This window comes from Bradyrhizobium sp. CIAT3101 (assembly GCF_029714945.1).
In the GTDB taxonomy this organism is placed as follows: domain Bacteria; phylum Pseudomonadota; class Alphaproteobacteria; order Rhizobiales; family Xanthobacteraceae; genus Bradyrhizobium.
This window is the reverse complement of the sequence record NZ_CP121634.1, coordinates 7,103,108-7,124,747: the sequence shown is the minus strand read 5'-3', so window position 1 is coordinate 7,124,747 and position 21,640 is coordinate 7,103,108. Positions and strand designations below refer to the sequence as shown.

General features: G+C 64.6%; 22 protein-coding genes. 13 read left to right on the top strand and 9 right to left on the bottom strand.

The features are described from left to right. Positions 1 to 146: 146 nt before the first annotated feature. From ribB to QA645_RS33265, 3 genes are all read left to right on the top strand, one after another. A complete protein-coding gene (ribB, locus tag QA645_RS33275) occupies positions 147 to 1,223 on the top strand; it encodes a 3,4-dihydroxy-2-butanone-4-phosphate synthase (RefSeq protein ID WP_254129561.1) in 1,077 nt (358 codons plus the stop codon). A gap of 161 nt (positions 1,224 to 1,384) precedes the next feature. Beyond that, the gene (locus QA645_RS33270; RefSeq protein ID WP_254129562.1) at positions 1,385 to 2,599 is read left to right on the top strand and encodes an acyl-CoA dehydrogenase; all 1,215 of its coding nucleotides are present in this window, start codon (positions 1,385 to 1,387) and stop codon (positions 2,597 to 2,599) included. 158 nt (positions 2,600 to 2,757) lie between these two features. Continuing rightward, positions 2,758 to 3,681 (top strand): MBL fold metallo-hydrolase, encoded by a 924-nt coding sequence (locus tag QA645_RS33265; protein WP_283045451.1) that lies wholly within the window; start codon positions 2,758 to 2,760, stop codon positions 3,679 to 3,681. A 7-nt stretch (positions 3,682 to 3,688) separates the two neighbouring features. Here the strand turns inward: QA645_RS33265 and QA645_RS33260 are convergent, their stop codons facing one another. Next, positions 3,689 to 4,543 (bottom strand): DUF1499 domain-containing protein, encoded by an 855-nt coding sequence (locus QA645_RS33260; protein ID WP_283045450.1) that lies wholly within the window; start codon positions 4,541 to 4,543, stop codon positions 3,689 to 3,691. A 214-nt stretch (positions 4,544 to 4,757) separates the two neighbouring features. Beyond that, complete coding sequence (locus QA645_RS33255; RefSeq protein ID WP_283045449.1) at positions 4,758 to 6,386, bottom strand: fatty-acid--CoA ligase; 1,629 nt, start codon at positions 6,384 to 6,386, stop codon at positions 4,758 to 4,760. A 65-nt stretch (positions 6,387 to 6,451) separates the two neighbouring features. On the opposite strand from QA645_RS33255, the gene QA645_RS33250 reads away from it, so the two are divergent. Then, a complete protein-coding gene (locus QA645_RS33250; RefSeq protein WP_283045448.1) occupies positions 6,452 to 7,573 on the top strand; it encodes an extensin family protein in 1,122 nt (373 codons plus the stop codon). A 38-nt stretch (positions 7,574 to 7,611) separates the two neighbouring features. Here QA645_RS33250 and QA645_RS33245 read toward each other — a convergent pair whose 3' ends face one another. Further along, a complete protein-coding gene (locus tag QA645_RS33245) occupies positions 7,612 to 8,295 on the bottom strand; it encodes a L,D-transpeptidase (RefSeq protein WP_254129567.1) in 684 nt (227 codons plus the stop codon). Positions 8,296 to 8,621: 326 nt separating this feature from the next. Between QA645_RS33245 and QA645_RS33240 the strand changes: the two genes are divergently transcribed. Further along, positions 8,622 to 9,599, top strand: a complete 978-nt coding sequence (locus QA645_RS33240) for a magnesium transporter CorA family protein (RefSeq protein WP_254129568.1) — start codon at positions 8,622 to 8,624, stop codon at positions 9,597 to 9,599. Positions 9,600 to 9,805: 206 nt separating this feature from the next. Then, on the top strand, positions 9,806 to 10,042 hold the full coding sequence (locus QA645_RS33235) for a hypothetical protein (protein WP_254129569.1): 237 nt from the start codon (positions 9,806 to 9,808) through the stop codon (positions 10,040 to 10,042). 82 nt (positions 10,043 to 10,124) lie between these two features. On the opposite strand, the gene QA645_RS33230 is transcribed toward QA645_RS33235, so the two are convergent. The 3 genes from QA645_RS33230 to pdxH are packed head-to-tail and all read right to left on the bottom strand — an operon-like array spanning position 10,125 to position 12,340. Next, a complete protein-coding gene (locus tag QA645_RS33230) occupies positions 10,125 to 10,895 on the bottom strand; it encodes a class I SAM-dependent methyltransferase (RefSeq protein WP_283045447.1) in 771 nt (256 codons plus the stop codon). Between the two features lie 24 nt (positions 10,896 to 10,919). Beyond that, positions 10,920 to 11,672, bottom strand: coding sequence for an SDR family oxidoreductase (locus tag QA645_RS33225; RefSeq protein WP_254129571.1), 753 nt, complete (start codon positions 11,670 to 11,672; stop codon positions 10,920 to 10,922). Between the two features lie 26 nt (positions 11,673 to 11,698). Further along, on the bottom strand, positions 11,699 to 12,340 hold the full coding sequence (gene pdxH / locus QA645_RS33220) for a pyridoxamine 5'-phosphate oxidase (RefSeq protein ID WP_283045446.1): 642 nt from the start codon (positions 12,338 to 12,340) through the stop codon (positions 11,699 to 11,701). Positions 12,341 to 12,453: 113 nt separating this feature from the next. On the opposite strand from pdxH, the gene QA645_RS33215 reads away from it, so the two are divergent. Beyond that, entirely contained in the window at positions 12,454 to 12,861 is a 408-nt protein-coding gene (locus QA645_RS33215) for an RT0821/Lpp0805 family surface protein (protein ID WP_309144843.1), read from the top strand. 159 nt (positions 12,862 to 13,020) lie between these two features. Further along, positions 13,021 to 13,986: a J domain-containing protein gene (locus QA645_RS33210; RefSeq protein WP_283045444.1), complete on the top strand. Its 966-nt coding sequence runs from the start codon at positions 13,021 to 13,023 to the stop codon at positions 13,984 to 13,986. Positions 13,987 to 14,304: 318 nt separating this feature from the next. On the opposite strand, the gene QA645_RS33205 is transcribed toward QA645_RS33210, so the two are convergent. Then, positions 14,305 to 15,078, bottom strand: coding sequence for an anti-sigma factor (locus QA645_RS33205; RefSeq protein ID WP_254129575.1), 774 nt, complete (start codon positions 15,076 to 15,078; stop codon positions 14,305 to 14,307). Between the two features lie 106 nt (positions 15,079 to 15,184). After that, on the bottom strand, positions 15,185 to 15,673 hold the full coding sequence (locus QA645_RS33200) for a sigma-70 family RNA polymerase sigma factor (RefSeq protein WP_128953175.1): 489 nt from the start codon (positions 15,671 to 15,673) through the stop codon (positions 15,185 to 15,187). 171 nt (positions 15,674 to 15,844) lie between these two features. On the opposite strand from QA645_RS33200, the gene fabI reads away from it, so the two are divergent. The 5 genes from fabI (at position 15,845) to QA645_RS33175 (ending at position 20,297) form a co-directional block, all read left to right on the top strand. After that, positions 15,845 to 16,666: an enoyl-ACP reductase FabI gene (fabI, locus tag QA645_RS33195; RefSeq protein ID WP_283045443.1), complete on the top strand. Its 822-nt coding sequence runs from the start codon at positions 15,845 to 15,847 to the stop codon at positions 16,664 to 16,666. A gap of 12 nt (positions 16,667 to 16,678) precedes the next feature. Then, positions 16,679 to 17,278: a histidine phosphatase family protein gene (locus QA645_RS33190; RefSeq protein ID WP_283045442.1), complete on the top strand. Its 600-nt coding sequence runs from the start codon at positions 16,679 to 16,681 to the stop codon at positions 17,276 to 17,278. Between the two features lie 88 nt (positions 17,279 to 17,366). Continuing rightward, a complete protein-coding gene (aroC, locus tag QA645_RS33185; RefSeq protein ID WP_283045441.1) occupies positions 17,367 to 18,455 on the top strand; it encodes a chorismate synthase in 1,089 nt (362 codons plus the stop codon). Positions 18,456 to 18,595: 140 nt separating this feature from the next. Next, a complete protein-coding gene (locus tag QA645_RS33180) occupies positions 18,596 to 19,786 on the top strand; it encodes an adenylate/guanylate cyclase domain-containing protein (protein ID WP_254129579.1) in 1,191 nt (396 codons plus the stop codon). A gap of 16 nt (positions 19,787 to 19,802) precedes the next feature. Continuing rightward, positions 19,803 to 20,297, top strand: a complete 495-nt coding sequence (locus tag QA645_RS33175) for a GNAT family protein (protein WP_283045440.1) — start codon at positions 19,803 to 19,805, stop codon at positions 20,295 to 20,297. Positions 20,298 to 20,299: 2 nt separating this feature from the next. Here the strand turns inward: QA645_RS33175 and QA645_RS33170 are convergent, their stop codons facing one another. Next, positions 20,300 to 21,613, bottom strand: coding sequence for a 2-hydroxycarboxylate transporter family protein (locus QA645_RS33170; RefSeq protein WP_283045439.1), 1,314 nt, complete (start codon positions 21,611 to 21,613; stop codon positions 20,300 to 20,302). Between the last annotated feature and the right edge of the window lie 27 nt (positions 21,614 to 21,640).

Genomic DNA, 21,640 nt, shown 5'->3' with positions numbered 1-21,640 from the left:
CTATATGCCTGGTATCTTCGGTGCAAGCCTTGTCACCTGGTCTGCCTCCGGACATGTGCGGTTGCGTCCAGGACACTAGCGCTGGAGCCCAAGTCCAGCTAAGGCGTCCGCTGAGCCTCCGGCCCGTAACCAATAGAGATTGGGACATGCCCGATACCGTTCAGGAAGTTTTGCAAGCCTTTGCCCGGGGCGAACTCGTCGTCGTGACCGACGATGACGATCGCGAGGGCGAGGGCGATCTGATCGTCGCCGCCTCATTCTGCACGGCGGAAAAGATGGCCTTCATCATCCGCCACACCTCCGGCATCGTCTGCGCGCCGATCACCACCGAGGACGCGCGGCGGCTGCGGCTTGATCCGATGGTTGCCCACAACGATTCCGCCCACACCACGGCCTTCACGGTCTCGATCGACTACAAGCCCGACGGCGGCACCGGCATTTCGGCCGAGGAGCGCGCGTCCTGCTGCCGTGCGCTGTCCAATCCCAATGTCGGCGCCAACGACTTTGCCCGTCCGGGCCACATCTTCCCGCTGATCGCCAAGGACGGCGGCGTGCTGCTGCGCTCCGGCCACACCGAGGCCGCGGTCGATCTCTGCAAGCTCTCGGGGCTCCCGCCGGTCGGCGTCATCAGCGAGTTGATGAATGACGACGGCAGCGTGATGAAGGGCGAGCAGGTTGCCCAGTTCGCCGCCCGGCACAAGTTGAAGCACGTCACCATCGCCGACATGATCGCCTATCGCCAGGCGCGCGAAAAGCTGATCGAGCGGGTCTCGACCTTCACCACCGAAAGCCCGATCGGGCCGCTCCAGGGCTATGCCTACCGCTCGCCGTTCGATTCCATCGCCCACGTCGCCTTCGTCTACAACGGTGTCGGCGACGGCAAGAACGTGCTGACGCGCTTCCACAAGCCGAACATCGTCAAGGACACCTTTACCGGCCACAAGCGCATGGCGGTCGTGCTCGAGCACTTCAAGAAGTCCGGTCGCGGCGTGCTGGTCTATCTGCGCGACGGCGCCGCAGGCGTTCCCGTGGCACCGTTGCCTGATGAGAGCGCGACGGAAGCCGACCGCAACCGCCAGTGGCGCGAAGTCGGCGTCGGTGCGCAGATCCTGCGCGATCTCGGCGTCACCTCGATCCGGCATCTCACCTCGTCGGTGCATGACTACAAGGGCCTCTCCGGCTTCGGCATCGAGATCGTCGCCAACGAGCAGCTCGAAAGCTAGCGCTGTCATTCCGGGGACGCGCCTCGCATCCCCCGGGGTGCGCGGTGCGCATCCCCGGGATTCACGCAAGGCCCCACATCTGCAATGCAATTGCACTTGTTGCCGCGGCGATTTAGTTTGTCCGGCAATTTTTAGACGGAACCAGACCGAAAGGACGTTTCATGAGCGTGCGCCCTCAGACCAAGGACAAGCCGGCTGCGGCTTCCTTCCAGTGGGACGATCCGTTCCTGCTCGACGAGCAGCTGACCGAAGACGAGCGCATGGTGCGCGATACGGCGCGCGCCTATGCCCAGGACAAGCTGCTGCCGCGTGTCACCAAGGCCTATCTGGAAGAGAAGACCGACCGCGAGATCTTCAACGAGATGGGCGAGCTCGGCCTGATCGGCATCACGCTGCCGGAAGAATATGGCTGCGCCAATGCGAGCTACGTGGCGTACGGCCTCGTCGCGCGCGAGATCGAGCGGGTCGATTCCGGCTATCGTTCGATGAACTCGGTGCAGTCGTCGCTGGTGATGTACCCGATCTATGCCTATGGCGACGAGAACCAGCGCAAGAAGTACCTGCCGAAGCTCGCCAGCGGCGAGTGGGTCGGCTGCTTCGGCCTGACCGAGCCCGATGCCGGCTCCGACCCGGCCGGCATGAAGACCCGCGCCGAAAAGGTTTCCGACGGCTATCGCCTGACCGGCAGCAAGATGTGGATCTCGAACGCGCCGATCGCCGACGTGTTCGTGATCTGGGCCAAGTCAGCCGAGCACGACAACCAGATCCGCGGCTTCGTGCTGGAGAAGGGCATGAAGGGCCTTTCCGCACCGAAGATCGGAAGCAAGCTCTCGCTTCGCGCCTCGATCACCGGCGAGGTCGTGATGGACGGCGTCGTGGTGCCCGAAAGCGCGCTGCTGCCCAACGTCTCCGGCCTGAAGGGCCCGTTCGGCTGCCTCAACCGCGCCCGCTACGGCATCTCCTGGGGCGCGATCGGCGCGGCCGAGGACTGCATGCATCGCGCCCGCCAGTACACGCTCGACCGCAAGCAGTTCGGCAAGCCGCTCGCCGCGACCCAGCTGGTGCAGAAGAAGCTCGCCGACATGGAAACCGAGATCGCGCTCGGCCTCCAGGGGAGCTTGCGCGTCGGCCGCCTGATGGACGAGGGCAAGTTTGCGCCCGAGATGATCTCGATCATGAAGCGCAACAATTGCGGCAAGGCCCTCGACATCGCCCGAGTCGCCCGCGACATGCATGGCGGCAACGGCATCTCCGCCGAATTCCACGTGATGCGCCACGTCCATAACCTCGAGACGGTCAACACCTACGAGGGCACCCACGACGTCCACGCCCTGATCCTGGGCCGCGCGATCACGGGCATTCAGGCGTTTTTCTGAGGACGCACCTCGGCTTGGAAATGCGTCATGGCCGGGCAAAAGCGCGAAGCGCGTCTTCGCGCTAGGTGTCCCGGCCATCCACGTTCTAGGCCATGTGAAGAACGTGGATGCCCGGCACAAGGCCGGGCATGACGAAGTCCGCAAGGTATGAGCAAGCCATGTCCGACAACGACGACGTCCCGTTCAACCGCAACTTTCCGCTTCACCCAGGCGTCGTCGAGGAAGTCCGCCCCGGTGTGCGGCGGGTGCTCTGTAACAATCCGAGCCCGTTCACCTTTACTGGTACCGTCAGCTACATCGTAGGCACCGGCAACGTCGCGATCATCGATCCCGGTCCCGACGACGAGGCTCATGCGGCCGCACTGCTCGATGCCGTGCGCGGCGAGACGGTGAGCCATATCTTCGTCACCCACACCCACCGCGACCACTCGCCCAATACACCGCGCATCAAGCAGGCGACCGGTGCGCCGGTCTATGCCGAGGGCCCGCACCGCGCCTCGCGCCCGCGCTTTGAGAGCGAGAAGCATAATCCGGAATCCGGCTCCGATCGCGACTTCGTCCCCGATGTCAGGATCGCCCATGGGGATGTCGTCGAAGGCGCCGGCTGGCGGCTCGAGGCCGTGGCCACGCCCGGTCACACCGCCAACCATCTCGCCTTTGCCTGGCCCGAGCGAAAGTTCAGCTTCGTCGGCGATCACGTCATGGGCTGGTCGACCTCGATCGTGGCGCCGCCCGACGGCTCGATGATCGACTACATGGAATCGCTCGACCGGCTCGCTGCGCGCGAGGAGGACCTGTATTTCTCCGGCCATGGCCCGGAGATCCCGGAGGGCCAGCGTTTCGTGCGTTTCCTGATCCGCCATCGCAAGGCGCGCGAGGCCTCGATCCTGCACCGCCTCGCCAAGGGAGAGACCGACATCCCGAACATGGTGCGCGCGATCTATATCGGCATCGATCCGCGGTTGACGACGGCCGCCGGCTATTCCGTGCTGGCGCATCTGGAGGACCTCGTCGCACGCGGCGTTGTCGCGACGGACGGCGATCCCGTGATCGGGGGGACGTACCGGATGGCGAACGGCTAGCGCGCGGTCACTTCTTCACCGTCTTCGCCGGCGCCTTCGGTGGCGCGACCGGGGTCTTCTTCACCGGCTTCAGCGCGTCCGCATCGGCTGCGGTGTTGAGGTCGTCGATGAATTTCGTCACGCGCGCGGCGTTGCTGCCGAGGTCGCTCTCGAAATAACGCGAGGCGGAGCGGATATCGACGCGGGAATCGTCGCCGTCAGGCACGACCCTGATCGAGATGTCCTCGCGAAACCCCATGATCGGCGTGCGCGCCACCGCCTCGATGCGGCCCATGCGGCGCGGCGGCTGCGGCTCGCGTTCGTCGATGACGGTCCATTTGCGCTTGATGACGAGCTGGCGTGCGATCGCATAGGCGCGGTCGACGGGGATCTCGAGCTCGATCGGCTCGATGTCGGGATAGAAGTGGCGCTGCTGCTCGGCCGAATAGAGGCCGGCATAAACGGCGGTGTTGGTGCCGTCGCCCGTGCGCAGGCGCGACAGCGCGTCGAAGCGCGGCGGGTCGATCGGGTCGGTGGTGATGTCGTGGATCGGCGGCAGCTTGCGGTACAGCAGGGCTTGATACGCGGGATAGGCGAGGATCGCCCCGTCGATCAGGAAGGCGAGCAGGATACGCGCCATGCCGCGCGAGCCGTTCTGCCAGATCGCGGCAAAGCCGGCGAGGCCGAACAGGATGGACAGGGCGGCAATCGCGAGCCCGCCGAAGAACGTGGCCAGCGCCGGCTTCATCTCCAAAAAGTCGAAGCGGACGATGATGATCGACACCACCACGGCCACCACCGCGAACACGGCCAGATTGCGCGCCCAGGTCGCGAGGCTGGACACGGGCTCCGACTGATAGGGAGCGGAAAACCTGCGGGCCATCGAGTGAGCTCTGCCGGGGTTTTGGGGCTTGCCGGCCGATTTGGCGCGACGATGAACCGTTGAGACCACGGCCCGGGGGCAAATTCAAGGGTTCCACAGGCTCTTGCATCGTCATGGCCGGGCTTGTCCCGGCCATCCACGTCTTTCTTGCCGCCAAGATGTCGGGCAAGACGTCGATGCCCGGGACAACCCCGGGCATGACGGTGGTGGTGATTTACGCCGCCGCGTTCGGGAAACGATATTCCTTGAACTGGTCGCGCAGCGCGGTCTTCAGGATCTTGCCGGTCGCGGTGTGCGGGATGCCGTCGACGAAAGCGACGTCGTCGGGCATCCACCATTTGGCGATCTTGCCGTCCATGTACTTCAGGATGTCGTCACGCGTGGCCTGCTGGCCCTGCTTGAGCTGCACGATCAACAGCGGCCGCTCGTCCCATTTGGGGTGGAAGACGCCGATGACGGCGGCCTCCGCCACGGCCGGATGGCCGACCGCGAGGTTCTCGAGGTCGATCGAGGAAATCCACTCGCCGCCGGACTTGATCACGTCCTTGGAGCGGTCGGTGATCCGCATGTAACCGCCCTCGTCGATGGTCGCGACGTCGCCGGTGTCGAAGAAGCCCTCCTCATCGAGGATGTTGGCATCGAGACGGAAATAGGCCTTGGCCACCGCGGGGCCGGAGACCTTGAGGCGGCCAAAGGTCTTGCCGTCCCAGGGCAGCTCCTTGCCGGCATCGTCGGTGATCTTCATTTCGACCGCGAAGGGCGCGTAGCCCTGCATCTGCAGCACGTCGAGCCGCGCATCGCCGGTCGCGTTCTGGAACGGCGGCTTGAGCGCCGAGACGCTGCCGATCGGGCTCATCTCGGTCATGCCCCAGGCGTGACGGACGTTCGAGCCCATGTCGAGGAAGGCCTTGATCATCGAGCGCGGCATCGCCGATCCGCCGCAGATCACCATCTTCAGCTCCGGCAGGTTCAGATTATTGGCGGTCATGTGCTGGAGCAGCATCAGCCACACCGTCGGCACGCCGGCGGTGTGCGTCACCTTCTCGGTGGAGAGCAGCTCGTAGACCGAGGCGCCGTCGAGCTTGGGGCCTGGCATCACCAGCTTGGTGCCCTGCGAGGGCGCAGAGAAGGCGATGCCCCAGCTGTTGGCATGGAACAGCGGCACCACCGGCAGCATTGTCTCCGAGGCGCTGGTGCCGAGCGCGTCGACATTGTTGGCCATCAGCGCATGCAGCACGTTGGAGCGATGCGAATACAGCACACCCTTTGGATCGCCCGTGGTGCCGGACGTGTAGCACATCGCTGCCGCCGTGTTCTCGTCAAAGTCCTTCCATTTGAATTTGCCGTCGGCCTCGGCGATCCAGTCCTCGTAGGCCACGACGTTCTTCAACGTGGTCTCGGGCATATGCGCCTTGTCGGTGAGGATGACGTACCGTTCGACGCTCGGAAGTTTGTCGGCGAGCTTCTCCAGCACCGGCACGAAGGTCAGGTCGACCATCACGATGCGATCCTGTGCATGGTTGATGATCCAGGCGATCTGCTCGGGGAAAAGCCGGGGATTGACGGTATGGCAGATGGCGCCGATGCCCATGATGCCGTACCAGACCTCGAGATGGCGCCAGGTGTTCCAGGCGATCGTGGCGACGCGGTCGCCGAGCTTGATGCCGTCGCGCTCCAGCATCTGCGAGACCTTGAGCGCGCGCTGGTGGATTTCGGCGTAGGTGGTGCGATGGATCGGTCCCTCGACCGATCGCGTCACGACCTCCTGCTTGCCATGAATCTTGGCGGCGTGTTCGATGATCCGGTGGCAGAGCAGGGGCCAATCTTGCATCAAGCCGAGCATTCAGACGTTCCTCCGAGAAGTCGCTGGGCGCATTATCGCTCTCAGCGCAGGGCCAAAGAATTGTCATGAGTTTTAGCCTGCCGGACTTTCGCCGCAAATGGTCTTATCGCGGCAATATGTCCGCCGGCGCGGCAATGGTTACCGCTGCGCTCGGGCTACTTGTGCTCGCCGATCGCGTGGAGGCGCGAAACTATGCTGCGCCGCTCGATATCTTTGGTCTTGGTACACCACGGCCGCGCGCGAGCACTCATTCCGCCAGGATGCCGCTTAGGATACCGCTACCAAAGCCTCGGCCTGAGGACGCTCCCAAAGCAACGGACGAGGCGGCGCCTGAGGCCGACGGCAAGCCTTCGCCTGACAAGCCTTCCCCGGATAAACCCGGCAAACCCGCCGAGGCGGCTCCGCCGCCCGAGAAGCAGCTCTCGGCCTGCCGTCTCGCGCTCACCGAGGAGATCGCGGTCGCGCCGTCCATTCCCGATATCCATGGCCCCGGCGCCTGCGGCGGGGAGGATCTGGTGCGGCTGGAGGCGATCGTGCTGCCGGACAAGCGCAAGGTCGCCGTCAAGCCGGCGGCAATCCTCCGCTGCACCATGGCATCAGCAATCGCCAATTGGGTGCGCACCGACATGGTGCCGCTGGCCGCGAGCCTCGGCTCGACCATCACCGACCTCGACAATTTCGACAGTTTCGAGTGCCGCGGCCGTAATCGCATCGTCGGTGCGATGCTGTCCGAGCACGGCAAGGCCAACGCACTCGACGTGCGCGCGCTCAAGCTTGCCAACGGCCAGTCGATCGGCCTGACCGACCGCACCATGTCGCGCGACGTGCGCGAGCGCGTGCTGCATTCGGTCTGCTCGCGCTTTTCCACGGTGCTCGGCCCAGGCTCGGACTGGTACCACGAGGACCATATCCACCTTGACCTCGCGCAGCGGCGCAACGATTACCGGATCTGTCAGTGGAACGTCTGGGATCCCTTGCCCCAGGTCGCGCCCCTGCTGCCGGCCGAGCGCCCCGAGGAGGCGCCGCCGCGCGAGGTCGCGGCCAAATCCGAGGGGACCAAGGAGGGGGCCAAGGATGAGCCCAAGGACGGCGCCGACGATCAGGAGAGCGCGAAGCCTGCCGCGCCGGCGGATAAGCCAGCGGCCAACTCCAGCAAGAGCAAGCCGACAACAAAAAAGCGCCGGTAAAACCGGCGCTTTTCGAAAACCATCAGATCAGGGAGTGATCAGTAGTTGCTGGTCTGAGAACCGCCGCCCTGCAGCGCGAGGCGCGAATTATAGGGCGAGTCGCCGTGCTTCGGCTCAAGCACCACGACGATGGTGCCGACCTTGACGCGGCTGTAGAGGTCGATTGCGTCCTCGTTGGTCAGGCGGATGCAGCCCGACGAGATCGAAGCGCCGATATATTCCGGCTGGTTGGTGCCGTGAATGCGGAACAGCGTGTCCTTGCCGCCCGAATACAGGTACATCGCGCGCGAGCCCATCGGATTGTCCGGACCGGGGGCGACGTAGGTCGGAACGCCAAGGCGCGAGATCTCGCCCGGGGTCGGGTGCCAGGCCGGCCATTCGGTCATGCTGCCGACCTTGGCGATGCCGGACCAAGCCATGGCTTCTTCGCCGACGGTGATGCCGTAGCGGATCGCCTTGCCGCCATCCATCACGTAATAGAGGTAGTGGTTGTCGGAATCGACCACGATCGAACCCGGCGACTCCTTGCGGTGATAGTCGACGATGGCGCGACGGAACGGCTCTGCCACCGGCGTATTCTCGTACCGGATCTTGGCAAGGAGTTCCTTGTCCTTCGGCTTGAAATTCTGGGTGTTGGTGGCTTCGAAATGCGTAGCCTGCATGCAGCCCGACAGCGTGAAGCCGGCGGCCAGAATTCCCAACATAACTTTCAGCGACGACATGGTTTGGTTCCAATCAAACAAATACCGCGCAGGTCCTGAGCTAGCGCCCAAGGCCTTCGACTCCGTGGATTTCATTATGGTTGAAATCTGCCACAATTCCAGCGTTTAGGGACTTTTCCCGCGCTGCAAGACCCAACCTGTGGCTTTTTTGCCGCAAGTTTTGCGCGCCCAGACCTGTTTTTGGACGCGAAAAGCCGGACTGTCGATTTCGCGCCACAGTTGGGCCACAAATGCAAACGCTCCGTTAATGTGCTTGTCATCATGAACTTGTCAGAATCGCGCTAAGGGCCTGTCATTCTGTCGCAGGCCCCCTCCCGGAGTTGTTCATGTTTTCTGTGTTCGTTCCCACCGACTCCACCCTGAAGAAGGCCGTTGTCGACGATCTCGCGGCCGTGCCGGAGCACGCGGTGTGGGTCGACCTGGTCAACCCGACCGCGGCCGAGGACAAGGCCGTGGAACGGCTGCTGGGGATCGCGATCCCGACCCGGGAGGACATGCAGGAGATCGAGATCTCCAGCCGCCTCTACATCGAGAACAGCGCGCGCTACATGACCGCGACCCTGATGTGCCATTCCGACACCGACATGCCCCGGACCACGGCGGTGACCTTCATCCTCGGCGACCATCGCCTGGTCACGGTGCGCTACGACCAGCCCAAGCCGTTCGCCCTGGTCGAGGCCAAGCTGGCCCGCACCTGCGCCCCCGCGATCACCGGCGAAATGGTGCTGATGGAACTGCTGGACGCCGTGATCGACCGCTGCGCCGACATTCTGGAACGCTGCGGCATGGAGATCGACCAGGTCAGCCACGACATCTTCGAGCCCGAGAGCGAGCGCCACGGCCACGCCAAGCAATATTCGCAGATCCTGATCTCGATCGGACGCAAGGGTGATCTGACCTCCAAGGTTCGCGAGAGCCTGGTGTCGATCGGCCGCGTCGTCACCTTCCTCTCGGCGGTGGTGGAGGGCGTGAAATGGTCGAAGGACATGCGCGAGCAGCTCAAGACCATGCAGCGCGACGTCGCCTCGCTGACCGACCACGCCTCCTATCTCTCCAGCAAGATCACCTTCGTGCTCGATGCCATGCTCGGCGTCGTCAATCTCGAGCAGAACAACATCATCAAGCTGTTTTCGGTCATGGCTGTTGTCCTGATGCCGCCGACGCTGATCGCATCGATCTACGGCATGAACTTCAAGTCGATGCCGGAACTCGAATGGACGCACGGCTATCCGTTTGCGCTCGTGCTGATGGTGATCGCGGCGATCGTGCCGTACTGGATCTTCAAGTGGAAGAAGTGGCTTTGAGCCGGCCTGCGCTCTGAAAATAGTGACCGAGACCTTACGCCGGTCGCAGAGACAGGGCTGATGGTGTCGCAGAATAGAGCGTCATTGCGGCGACGCCGTGATGCGTGTTCTGCGCCCCAATTCCTCCGGTAAAATTTGAGCGGTGGGCTGAACGTTTGCGCGAAACTTGTCTGCGATAAGCAGCGGGTTAGCCGCGAGGAACAGCCATGGTTGAAAAACACATAACGACGCCCCGCAACGTCATCGATCTGACGAGCTATCGTCAGGCCGTGGCGAGCGGCAAGGCGCCGTCGTTGTCGGCGCGCATGTGCCGGCACTGTGGTGCTCCCCTGCTCGATGGCGAGAACGATGACGATTGTTCGACTGCATTCAACGCAGCTGCCGCTCCAACTGCTGCAACGTTGAGGCTGCGCGAACGGTCGCGTCGGATTCGAGTCGATTGAGGAGTGGAAGGAAGGGCGGGCGATCCAGTCTTGCGGCGGCGTTGCTGGATCGCCTTGCTTCCCGCCCTTCGCAGTAGATGAACTAGCGCTTCACGATCTGCGCCGTCGAGACGATGGTCTCGGCGATTGCGCCATCGCGGCTGAACGCTGCCAGATGGCTCTCGGCATCCCGCAACATCGCCTCGACATTGTCGCCCAACGCTTCCGGTGAGGACGACGAGTAGGTGAGGGTGCGTTGCGCCAGGTCCTGCATGCTGACCGTGTGGCTGGTCTCGACCGTGACGAGCTCGGTGGGCGCAAAGGCGCTGCCGCGGAAGAATGCGGGAAGGTCGCGATGGGTCCGCGTGCCCTTGCCGGCTTCGTCCCAGAGCTTTGCGGGTGACCAGCGGCGGCGGATCTCGTTGTAGCCATCAAGCCATGGATTGCGGCCGTCGGTGACCGAGAATGAGGCGCAGATCAGGATCGCGCCGTCGTCTGCGACCAGTCTGTCGAGCCGCGCGAGCGTCGCATCGCGATCCATCCAATGCAGCGCGCGGCCGATCGTGACGATGTCGAACGTGCCGATGTCGGGGCCAAGTGTCTCGGCTTTGCCTTCGATCAGCGTGAGCGCTTGGCCTGCACGCGCTGCCGCCTGTCGTGCAGCCTCGAGCATCGCGGGTTCGGGGTCGACGCCGACGATACGGCCGACATGGCGCGCAAAGCCGAGTGCGAGCAGCCCGGGGCCGGTGCCCAGATCAATCAAGGCGCATCGTTCGGAGAGGCCGAGCTTGTGCGCCACGCTGCGGAAGAACTCGCCGGGGTAGGGCGGCCGCAAATGCTCGTAAGTTGATGCCGTGCTCGCAAACCGGCCCATCGATCACCCGACGCGTCACCTGGCCTAGACGTGCTGGCCGCCGTTGATGTGGATCTCGGCGCCGTTGACGTAAGAACTGGTGTCCGTGCACAGCACGTAGATGATCTTGGCGACCTCGTCAGGCGTGCCGAGGCGGTGCATCGGAATCTGTTGATCGACGATCTTCTCGGTGCCCGGCGACAGGATCGAGGTGTCGATCTCGCCCGGTGCGATCGCGTTGACGCGCACGCCGACGCGGCCGAAGTCGGACGCCATCTCGCGCGTCAGCGCGGCAAGCGCCGCTTTCGAGGTGGCGTAGGCCGCACCCGCGAAGGGATGCACGCGCGAGCCCGCGATCGAGGTGACGTTCACGACCGAGCCCTTGGCCGCCTTCAGTTCCTCGATCAAGCCGCGCGCGATCATGATCGGGGCGAAGAAGTTGACGTGGAAGACGTGCGTCCAGGTGTCGAGCTCGGTGTCGACCGAGCCGAGCCGGGCGCCGCCGGGACCTTTCGGCGAGATTGCGGCGTTGTTGACCAGCGCGTGCAGCATGCCGCCTTCGAGGCGATTGCGGATTTCGGAGATCGCGCGCGCGGTGTCCTGGGGATCGCCGAGGTCGACCTGGATGTGATCCTCGGGGCCTGCGTCCCACGGACAATCCTCCGGGAAGGGATGCCGCGAGCAGGTGATGACGCGCCATCCCGCCGACGAGAAGCGGATCACGGTGGCGTGGCCGATACCGCGGCTTGCTCCGGTCAGGAGCAGCGTGCGGCGCGGCGCATTGGACGAATGCGGCATGGACATCTTTCAGGTCGGCCTAAAGCTTAGGGGTACATCCGCGTCTTGGACCACGGCTGGCCGGCCGCGTCACGGCGAAATTCGATGCGGTCGTGCAGGCGGAATGGGCGGTCGTGCCAGAACTCGATGCGCGAAGGCGTGATGCGCCAGCCGCTCCAGCCGGGCGGCCGCGGCACGTTGCCGATGACATGCTTGGCCGCGACCTTTGCGATGGCCTGCTCGAAGGCGAAGCGGCTCTCGAGCTCTTGCGACTGCTTGCTCGCCCAGGCGCCGATCTGCGCCTGCTTCGGTCGCGTCGCGAAATAGGCGTCGGCCTCGGCATCGGTCACCGGCGTCACGTTGCCGCGGATGCGGACCTGACGGCGCAGCGACTTCCAGTGAAAAAGTAACGCTGCCTTAGGATTTGCGGCGAGTTCGCGGCCTTTCTGGCTCGCGATGTGACTGTAGAAAACAAAACCTTCGGTATCGAAGCCCTTCATCAGCACCATGCGCACGTCAGGCAGGCCGTCGGGATCGACGGTTGCGAGCGCCATGGCGTTCGGATCGTTCGGCTCGCTCTTGATTGCCTCGTTCAGCCAGGCCTCGAACAGCGCAAATGGCTCGTCGGCGGCGGTGAAATCACCGGATGTTAAGGGTGTCTGGTGTTTCATCGAGGTCGTGTCGGTCATGTCTGGAGTCCGAATTGCGTCCCGCGGCCCAAAGCGCGCTGTTGTCTGCACCTGCTCTATATAGGGCATGGGGACGCGTTGGCCTATCGGCGATGCGGCCCTCCAGCCTTGCGATGACGATGATTTTGATCGGGCTCGGCGCCGGCGGCTGCAGTCTGTCCCGCACCGACACCAATGCCTATGCCAAGGCCGACGACAACGATCTCACCGGTTCGATCGCGCGGCCGGCGAAGGACGCCCCGCCGACCGAGACCGATCTCGCCTTCGCCCGCAACGCCGCCTCCGACGTGCTGAGCAAGGGCGACAAGGATGCCAGCCAGCACTGGGAGAATCCGGAAACCGGCGCGCGCGGCTCGGTGACGCCGATCGCGCAATCCTACGCCGCCGAGGATGGCCGCAAGTGCCGTGATTTCCTCGCGAGCTACGTCAACGGGACGACCGAAAGCTGGCTCCAGGGCGCCGGCTGCCAAAGCAGCCGTGGCCGTTGGGAGATTCATACGCTAAAGCCGTGGCGGAGCTGAGCATGATCCGGGAACCGGTTTTCCGATAAGATCCTGCTCGAATCGGAGCGGGTCGCTTCACTCGACTAGTTGCAAAAATACCACTCACCCCCCACATAAGGCTCAGTTGGGGCGGGGAGCCCTTTGAACATTTCGATTTCCCGAGAGGAGACGTGACGGATGCGCGACCCCTATGAGGTCTTGGGGGTGCCGCGGAGCGCCAACGCTGCCGCGATCAAGAGCGCCTATCGCAAGCTGGCCAAGAAGCATCATCCCGACAGCAACAAGGATGATCCCAAGGCCGCCGAGCGCTTCTCCGAGATCAATTCGGCCAACGAGATCATCGGCGACGAGGACAAGCGCAAGCAGTTCGACCGCGGCGAGATCGATGCCGAGGGCAAGCCGCGCTTCCAGGGCTTTCCGGGCGGCGGCGGCCCACGCGGTCGCGCGGGTCCCGGCGGATTCGAGAGCTACAATTTCCGTGGCGGCGGGGCAGGCCCCGGCCAGGGCGCGGGCGCGTTCGAGGATATCCTCAACAGCATGTTCGGCGGCGGGATGCGCGGCGCGCGCCCCGGGGCCGGTGGCGGTGCCCAGTTCGAATTCGACACCGGCGGGGTCGGGATCGATCTCGACGTCAACGTCGCGATGTCCGTCTCGCTGGAAGAATCGGTCAAGGGCGGCGAGAAGCGCGTCCGGCTGCCGAACGGCAAGGAACTCAACGTCAAGATTCCGGCGGGAGTCGTCGAGGGCCAGCAGATCCGGCTGCGCGGCCAGGGCGAGACCGCGCAAGGACATCCGCCCGGCGATCTCCTGATCACCATCGGCATCGCGCCGCACCCGTTCTTCAAGATCGAGGGTGCCGACTTGCGGATCGACCTGCCGGTCACGCTCTACGAGGCTGTGCTCGGTGGCAAGGTCCGCGTGCCCACGCTCGGCAATGCGGTGGAATTGTCGGTTCCGAAAAACACCTCCAGCGGCCGGACCTTCCGCCTCAAAGGTAAGGGCTTGCCGAAATCCGGCGGGACCGGGGATCTCTTCGTTACGATCAGGATTATGCTACCGGACGGGAACGACGCCGAGCTTGAAGCATTGATGGAGAAGTGGCGGGACCAACACCCCTACAATCCACGTAGCGGGCTTGGTTAGGGTGGTGCAGAACTGAAGGGGGTTCTCCTTACAGGCCTGGCGCATCTCCGAACGGATGATGCTCGTCATACACGCGAAGCGTGGTAGCGCTTCGACGCTCGACGTGTCGGCTGTCCGGCGGGGCAGCCGATAAAAAGGTGCGGCCTCGAGAGGGGGACCAGCGCGGTACCAAAAACCCCAATCGAGGCCGCCCGCGTCGATCGGCGGATCGAACGCTGCTCATAATCGCGTGAACACCCGGTGCGATAATGAGACGCACACATGTCTTGATTCCAAATTTTCAATGACGGAATCGAGGCACCGCGTTCGTGCGGTTGTTCAGCCGCCGTTTTTCTCTGCTTGGTCGTACACCGCCTGCGCAACCTTGGTCAGCCGGTCGCGGTCGGCGCCGCCGCCGCTGACGACGTAGCCGACGCCGCGCTCGGCCCAGAACAGCGCTCCGTCCTTGTCCGTCCTGGCGTATCGCATCTGCGTCGCGCCGGTCTCGGTCTTGGCGGTGTAGATCGTGTAGCGCTCGCCCGAGGCGCCCTCATACATCAGGAAGGACGCCGGCCCGTTCGGCCCCGGCAGCAGCCGGCCGCCGACCAGTTTCAGTCCACTCGCCTCCAGATTGGGGGCGAACACGGTCCAGCCGCAGCGCCGGGTCAGCCAGGCCTGGAGGTGGTCGCGCTCGTTGCCGCCGACCTCGACCGGATGGCGGACCTCGACGACATAGAGGCGATGGGCATCGAGCGCATCCGCCGTAAAGCTCTGGAAGGTCGAGGGCGCGTTGGCGGCGCCATGCGCCACCCAGCCGGCCGTGCCGCCGGCGACGAAAGCGACCAGCGCGGCCGCAACCGCGCCATAGAGCCATTGCCGCGGACGGCGCTCCAGCCGTTCGAGCTCCAGCCGGGCCGGCACCGGCTCCTGGGCGACGCCGTCGTAGCGGGCATGCAGCATCTCGGCCATGGCGCGCCAGGACTGCACCCGCTCGGCATCGTCGGGATGGGCGGCAAGCCAGGCCTCGATGTCGGCGCGGCGCTCGGTCGGCAGCTCGCCATCGACAAAGGCGTGCAATTCGTCTTCGGTCACTGGAATATTGCGGTCGTTCATATCGGTCGTCTCTGGCTCTGCGGCCCAAAATATCTAACGCGGTTCAACTGCGCTGCTTCTCTCTCCGTGCAGCGGACGCGGTAAGCGCGATGCATCAATCCTGCCATCATTTCACCCGCCTGAGCGCCGGGCGCTCACCCTCCAGCGACGCTTTAACGTGGGCACGGGCGCGCGCCAGGCGGGACATGACGGTGCCGATCGGCACGCCCTGGATATCGGCAACCTCGCGGTAGCTCATGCCTTCCAGCATCACCAGCAGCAGCACCGAGCGTTGCTCCTCGACCAGCGTCGAGAGTGCCCTTTCGATGTCGCGTCCTTCGGCCTCCGTCCCGCTGGCATCCGGATTATTCTCCGTCAGCTGCATGAATTGCGGCCGCCGTGCCAGCGACCGCCGCCGGTTCTTGTTGAGGTTGGTCAGGATCGTGTAGAGCCAGCTCCTGACGTCGCCTCCGAGAAACAATCGCTCCGAGCGCAACGCACGCACCAGCGTGTCCTGCACCAGATCGTCGGCCGCATCCGCGTCGCGCGTCAGCGCGCGGGCATAGCGGCGCAACGCCGGGATCATGGCTTCTACACTCTGGCGAAACGCACTCATGCCGTATTTGGTGTCCTGCCGTTCGGCGCACGCGCCTATAGCGATCATAACACCCGAACGGAACGGCTATTCCGGCGCTGGAAACAGCGTTAACGCCGCGTATTAGGACTGTACCGCAGGGGAGGGCTGGTGTACCTCCAGACCTTAACGAGAGCTACAGGACGTTAGCAAATGGCGCAGAATTCAGGTCTGATGCAGGGCAAGCGCGGGGTGATCCTCGGCGTCGCCAACAACCGCTCGATCGCCTGGGGCATCGCCAAGGCATGCCAGGCGGCCGGTGCCGAGATCGCGCTCACCTACCAGGGCGATGCGCTGAAGAAGCGGGTCGAGCCGCTTGCCGCCGAGCTCGGCGCGCTCATGCTCGGCCATTGCGATGTCACGGATGCCGCGACCATCGATGCCGTGTTCGACGCGCTGAAGGAGAAGTGGGGCAAGATCGATTTCGTCGTGCACGCGATCGCGTTTGCGGACAAGGATGAGCTCGAGGGCCGCTACGTCGACACCACCGCCGACAACTTCTCCAAGTCGATGCTGATCTCCTGCTACTCGCTGACTGCGGTCGCGCAGCGCGCCGAGAAGCTGATGACCGACGGTGGTTCGATCATCACGCTGAGCTATTACGGCTCCGAGAAGTGGATGCCGAACTACAACGTCATGGGCGTCGCCAAGGCGGCGCTGGAGGCGAGCGTGCGCTATCTGGCCGCCGATCTCGGCGAGAAGGCGATCCGCGTCAACGCGATTTCCGCGGGACCGATCAAGACGCTGGCATTTGCCGGCATCGCCGATTCACGCCTGCTGCTGAAATACAATGAGGTCAACGCGCCGCTGCGCCGCAACGTGACGATCGAGGAGGTCGGCGACAGTTCGCTGTATTTCCTGTCCGACCTGTCGCGCGGGGTCACCGGCGAAGTGCATCACGTCGACGCCGGCTACCACGTGCTCGGTATGAAGCGCCCCGACGCGCCGGATGTGTCGATCGGCGGCAAGGACTAACCTTCACCCGGAATGCCCGTGCCCACGATCTATTATCTTCGCCACGGCGAGACCGAGTGGAATGCGCTCGGCAGGCTCCAGGGCACCAGGGACATTCCGCTGAACGCGCGGGGCCGCGGTCAGGCGGTGCAGGCGGGCCTGATCCTGGCCGATCTCCTCAAGCGCGATTGCAAGGACAAGACGGCGCTGCCCTACGTGTCGAGCCCGCTCGGCCGCGCCCGCCAGACCATGGAACTTGCACGCGGCAAGCTCGAACTGCCGGTCGCGGATTATGCGCTGGACGATCGCCTGCGCGAGATCGGCTATGGCGCCTGGGAAGGTCTGACGCTGGCCGAAAGCGAGGCGAAAGATCCCGACATCTACGCCAGGCGCCTCGCCGACAAATGGACGGTGGGGCCTGCGGGTGCGGAGACCTACGCCGACGTGCAGGTCCGCGTGCGTGCCTGGTACGACGAGCTTCGGACCGACACCGTCGCGGTCGCCCATGGCGGCACCTGCCGGGCCCTGATGGTTTCGCTCGGCCTGGAGACGCCGGCCAGCGCCGCGGAGCTTTATATCGAGCAGGGCACCGTCTACGTGTTCCGCGACGGCCGGCTGGACAAGCATAGTTAGGTCTTGAGGACCTTCCGGGGCTCCAGCCGGGTTTGACCCCCGGCGCCCCGCGCGTTACCACACGCCGGAACCGAGCCAGCGAGCAGCAATGTCCTTCAACACCTTCGGCCACATGTTCCGCGTCACCACCTTTGGCGAGAGCCACGGGGTGGCGATTGGCTGCGTGGTCGACGGCTGCCCGCCGATGATCCCGCTCATAGAGGCCGACATCCAGCAGGACCTCGATCGCCGCAAGCCGGGCCAGTCGCGCTTCACCACCCAGCGCCAGGAGCCGGACCAGGTCAAGATCCTGTCCGGCGTGATGGCGCATCCGGAGACCGGGGTGCAGGTGACGACGGGCACCCCGATCGGGCTCCTGATCGAGAATACCGACCAGCGCTCGAAGGACTATTCGGAGATCAAGGACAAGTTTCGTCCCGGTCACGCCGACTTCACCTATGAGGCGAAGTACGGCCTGCGCGACTATCGCGGCGGTGGCCGCTCCTCGGCGCGCGAGACCGCGATGCGCGTCGCCGCCGGTGCGATCGCGCGCAAGGTGCTGCCCGACGTCAAGGTGCGCGGCGCGCTGGTGCAGATCGGCCCGCACAAGATCGACCGCGAGAAGTGGGACTGGGACGAGATCGCCAAAAATCCGTTCTTCTGTCCCGACAAGGACAAGGCCGCGTTCTTCGAGACCTATCTCGACGGTATCCGCAAGAGCGGCTCCTCGATTGGTGCCGTGCTCGAAATCGTCGCCGAGGGCGTGCCCGCAGGCCTGGGCGCGCCGATCTATGCCAAGCTCGATTCCGATCTGGCCGGCGCGATGATGACCATCAACGCGGTGAAGGGCGTGGAGATCGGTGCCGGCTTTGGCGCCGCCGAATTGACCGGCGAAGAGAACGCCGACGAGATGCGGACCGGCAATGACGGCACGCGCTTCCTGTCCAACCACGCCGGCGGCGTCCTCGGCGGCATCTCCACGGGACAGCCGATCGTGGTGCGTTTCGCGGTGAAGCCGACTTCGTCGATTCTGCAGCCGCGCCTCACCGTCGATCGCAAGGGTGCGGACACCGAGATCTTCACCAAGGGGCGCCACGACCCCTGCGTCGGCATTCGCGCCGTCCCCGTCGGCGAGGCCATGATGGCCTGCGTGCTGGCCGACCACTTTTTGCGGGACCGCGGGCAGGTGGGGCGCTAGCGCATGATCCGGACCCGGAGGGCCGCGTTAGCGCAAAGCGTGAAACGGTTCTCCGACCAGATCATGCGCCAACTATAATGTCGCGGTACTAGCCCACCGCGCAGCTTGACGATTCCACAACTTCGTCGGCAAATGCACGCATGCAGAATTCCGAGCTCCAGCGGATCATCAACTGGCTGATCGACGGCGCCCGGTCGTCGCGCGGGCCGGCAGAGATGATCGCGGATGCCTGCGAGCAGCTCGTCGCAGCCGGCCTGCCGCTGTGGCGGTTCGGCGTTTTCATCCGCACGCTGCATCCCGAAATCTTCGGCCGCAACTTCATCTGGCGGCAGGGCGAGGAGGTCGAGATCGGCACCGTCGATTTCGAGATTTTGGACACGCCAGAATTTGCGCGGAGCCCGCTGCGTGTCGTGTTCGAGGAGGGGTTGGAAGTCAGGGGACGTATCAACGAGGTCGATACCAAGCGGTTTCCGTTCCTGGCGGACATGCGCGCCGAGGGCGTCACCGACTACCTCGCGACGCCGATGCGATTTCTGGACGGCTCGATCCACGCCATCAGCTGGACCACCAAGCATCCCGGCGGCTTCAGCGAGGACGACATCGCGACGATCCGCTCAATCGTGGCGCCGCTCGCGCGCGTTAGCGAGATCGTCACCCTGCGCCGCACCGCAGCGACGTTGCTCGACACCTATGTGGGAAATCGCGCCGGCGAGCGCATCCTCGGCGGCCAGATCCGCCGCGGCCACAACGATACCATGCAGGCCGCGATTTGGTTGTCGGATTTGCGCGGCTTCACCGCGCTGTCGGACCGGCTGCCGGCCGAGACCGTGGTCGAGATCCTCAACCGCTATTTCGACTGCCAGGTTACCGCGATCCGCGCGCATGGCGGCGAAGTCCTGAAATTCATGGGCGACGGCCTGCTTGCGGTGTTCCCGATCGACGAATATGTCGGCGATGCCGCCCACGTCTGCACCAGCGTGCTGGAAGCAGCCCGCGAAGCCCGTGCCAGCGTCGACGCTCTCGCGCATCCCGTCGGCGACGTCGTCGAACGCTTCCGCTTCGGCGTTGCACTGCATGTCGGCAATATCCTCTACGGCAATATTGGCGGGGGCAACCGGCTCGACTTCACCTGCATCGGCCCGGCCGTCAATCTCGCGGCGCGGATGGAAAAGATCGCGGGCCGGCTTGGTCGCACCGTCGTCGCATCAGAAGCCTTCGCCCATGTCTGTCAGCACGATTGGCGCGATCTTGGCGATTTTCCGATCGCGGGATTTTCCAGGGCGCAGCGTGTGTACGGGCTCGCCGAGGAGACGCCCGTGGTGATGGCGTGATGCGACGAGACTGCCGATGACCGTCGAATTCCGCCAGATCCAGGTCGCCGACACCGACGCTTTCCGCGCCGCCGTCGATATCGTTGCCCGCGAGCGCAAATACATCGCGCTGGTGGAAGCGCCCCCGATCGAGCAGGTCCGCACCTTCGTCGCGCGCAATGTCGAGCGCGGCTATCCGCAGATCGTCGCCGTCGCGGGCGGCGCCGTGGTCGGATGGTGCAACGTGCCGCCGGCGAGCCGCGCCGTCTCGGCGCATGTCGGCGACCTCTTCATGGGGCTCGTACCGGAGTTCCGTGGCAAAGGCTTTGGCGAACGGCTGTTGCGGCAGGCTGTTCAGGCGGCGGACGTGTTCGGCTTCCGGCGCATCGAGCTCGGCGTCTTCGCGACCAATACGGCCGCGGCGGCTCTCTATCGAAAAGCCGGGTTTGTCGAGGAGGGCACCAGGCGCATGGCGATCCTCCTCGACGGCATCTATCACGATGAAATCATCATGGCGCGCCTCGCAGGCTGATCTCAGTACGCGATCTTCATCGCCAGCGTCGCGATCACGATCATGATGGCGCCGCCGACGCGGGTTGCGATCTGGGCGAAGGCCATCAGGCCCATGCGGTCCGCGGCGCCGAGAATGGCGACGTCGCCGGTGCCGCCGAGCCCGGAATGACAGGCGGTGACGATCGCGGCCTCGACCGGATACATGTTCAGCCACTTGCCGACGAAGAAACCGGAGGCGACCATCGCGAGCACCGTCGTCGTGCAGATCGCGATGTAGCCGGGATTGAAGGACGCCACGAGCTGCTGCCACGAGACCAGCAACGTTCCCATCGCGACCAGGATCGCGAAGGTGAGGTTGGTCGACATGAATTTGTTGATCTGGTAGGCGCCGAGCTCCATCTCGGCCGGCAGCAATCTGGTCAGCTTGAGCGCGACCGCCGCGATGATCATCAGGATCGGGCCGGGAATGCGGGTGTATGGCGCGAGCACCATGCCGAGCACGAACAGCAGGCAAGACAGCATGATGCCGGCACCTAACAGGCCGAGGTCGATCGGTTGGTCGGATCGCGCCGGGCCCAGGATGTCGTCATCGCCTGTTTTCACCAGCATGCCCTGGCCGTTGAGGTCGCGCCGCTTCTCGGCGAGGCGCGCGAGAAGTCCGGCCGCGACGATAGCGACGACGTTGCCGAGCAGCGCCGCAGGCACCATCTGCGCCACCAACTCGGCCTGTGGCCGTTGCAGCATTTCGGAATAGGCAATGGACAGCGGCAGCACGCCTTCGGCGAGGCCGCCGCCGATGATCGGGATGATGACGAAGAAGAACGTCTCCTTCGGACTGTGGCCGAACAGCAGCCCGATCGTGACGCCGATGGCGATCGCGCTGAGCGTGCCGACCAGCAGCGGCACGAACATCCGCAAGAAACCCTGCACCAGGACGCGATGGGGCATGCCGAGGATCGAGCCGGCGACGAGGCAGGCAATGAAGAAATACTGAAAATTGGCGGTGCGGAACGTCGTCGTGATGGCCTTCAGCGCCGTCTCCGGCATCAGGCCGTAGGCGACCATCGCTGATGGCACGAACAGGCACATGATCGCGGTGCCGCCGATCCGCCTCACGACCGGAATGGTCTGGCCGAGCTTGCCGAGCAGGAAGCCGAGCAGCATCAGTACCGACAGCCCGCCGATCACGTCATTGGGCAGCTTTCCGGAATAGACCGCAGCGGCGCAGACGAGCGCTGCGGGAACATAGACGGTGATCGGCAGCGGGCCGATTTTCAATGCCGTGAGCGCGGATGGTTGCGTCGTCTCCGCGAGCTTGATGGTGGTGTCGGTCAAGAATGCCTCCCTCTGTCGTTTTGTGTT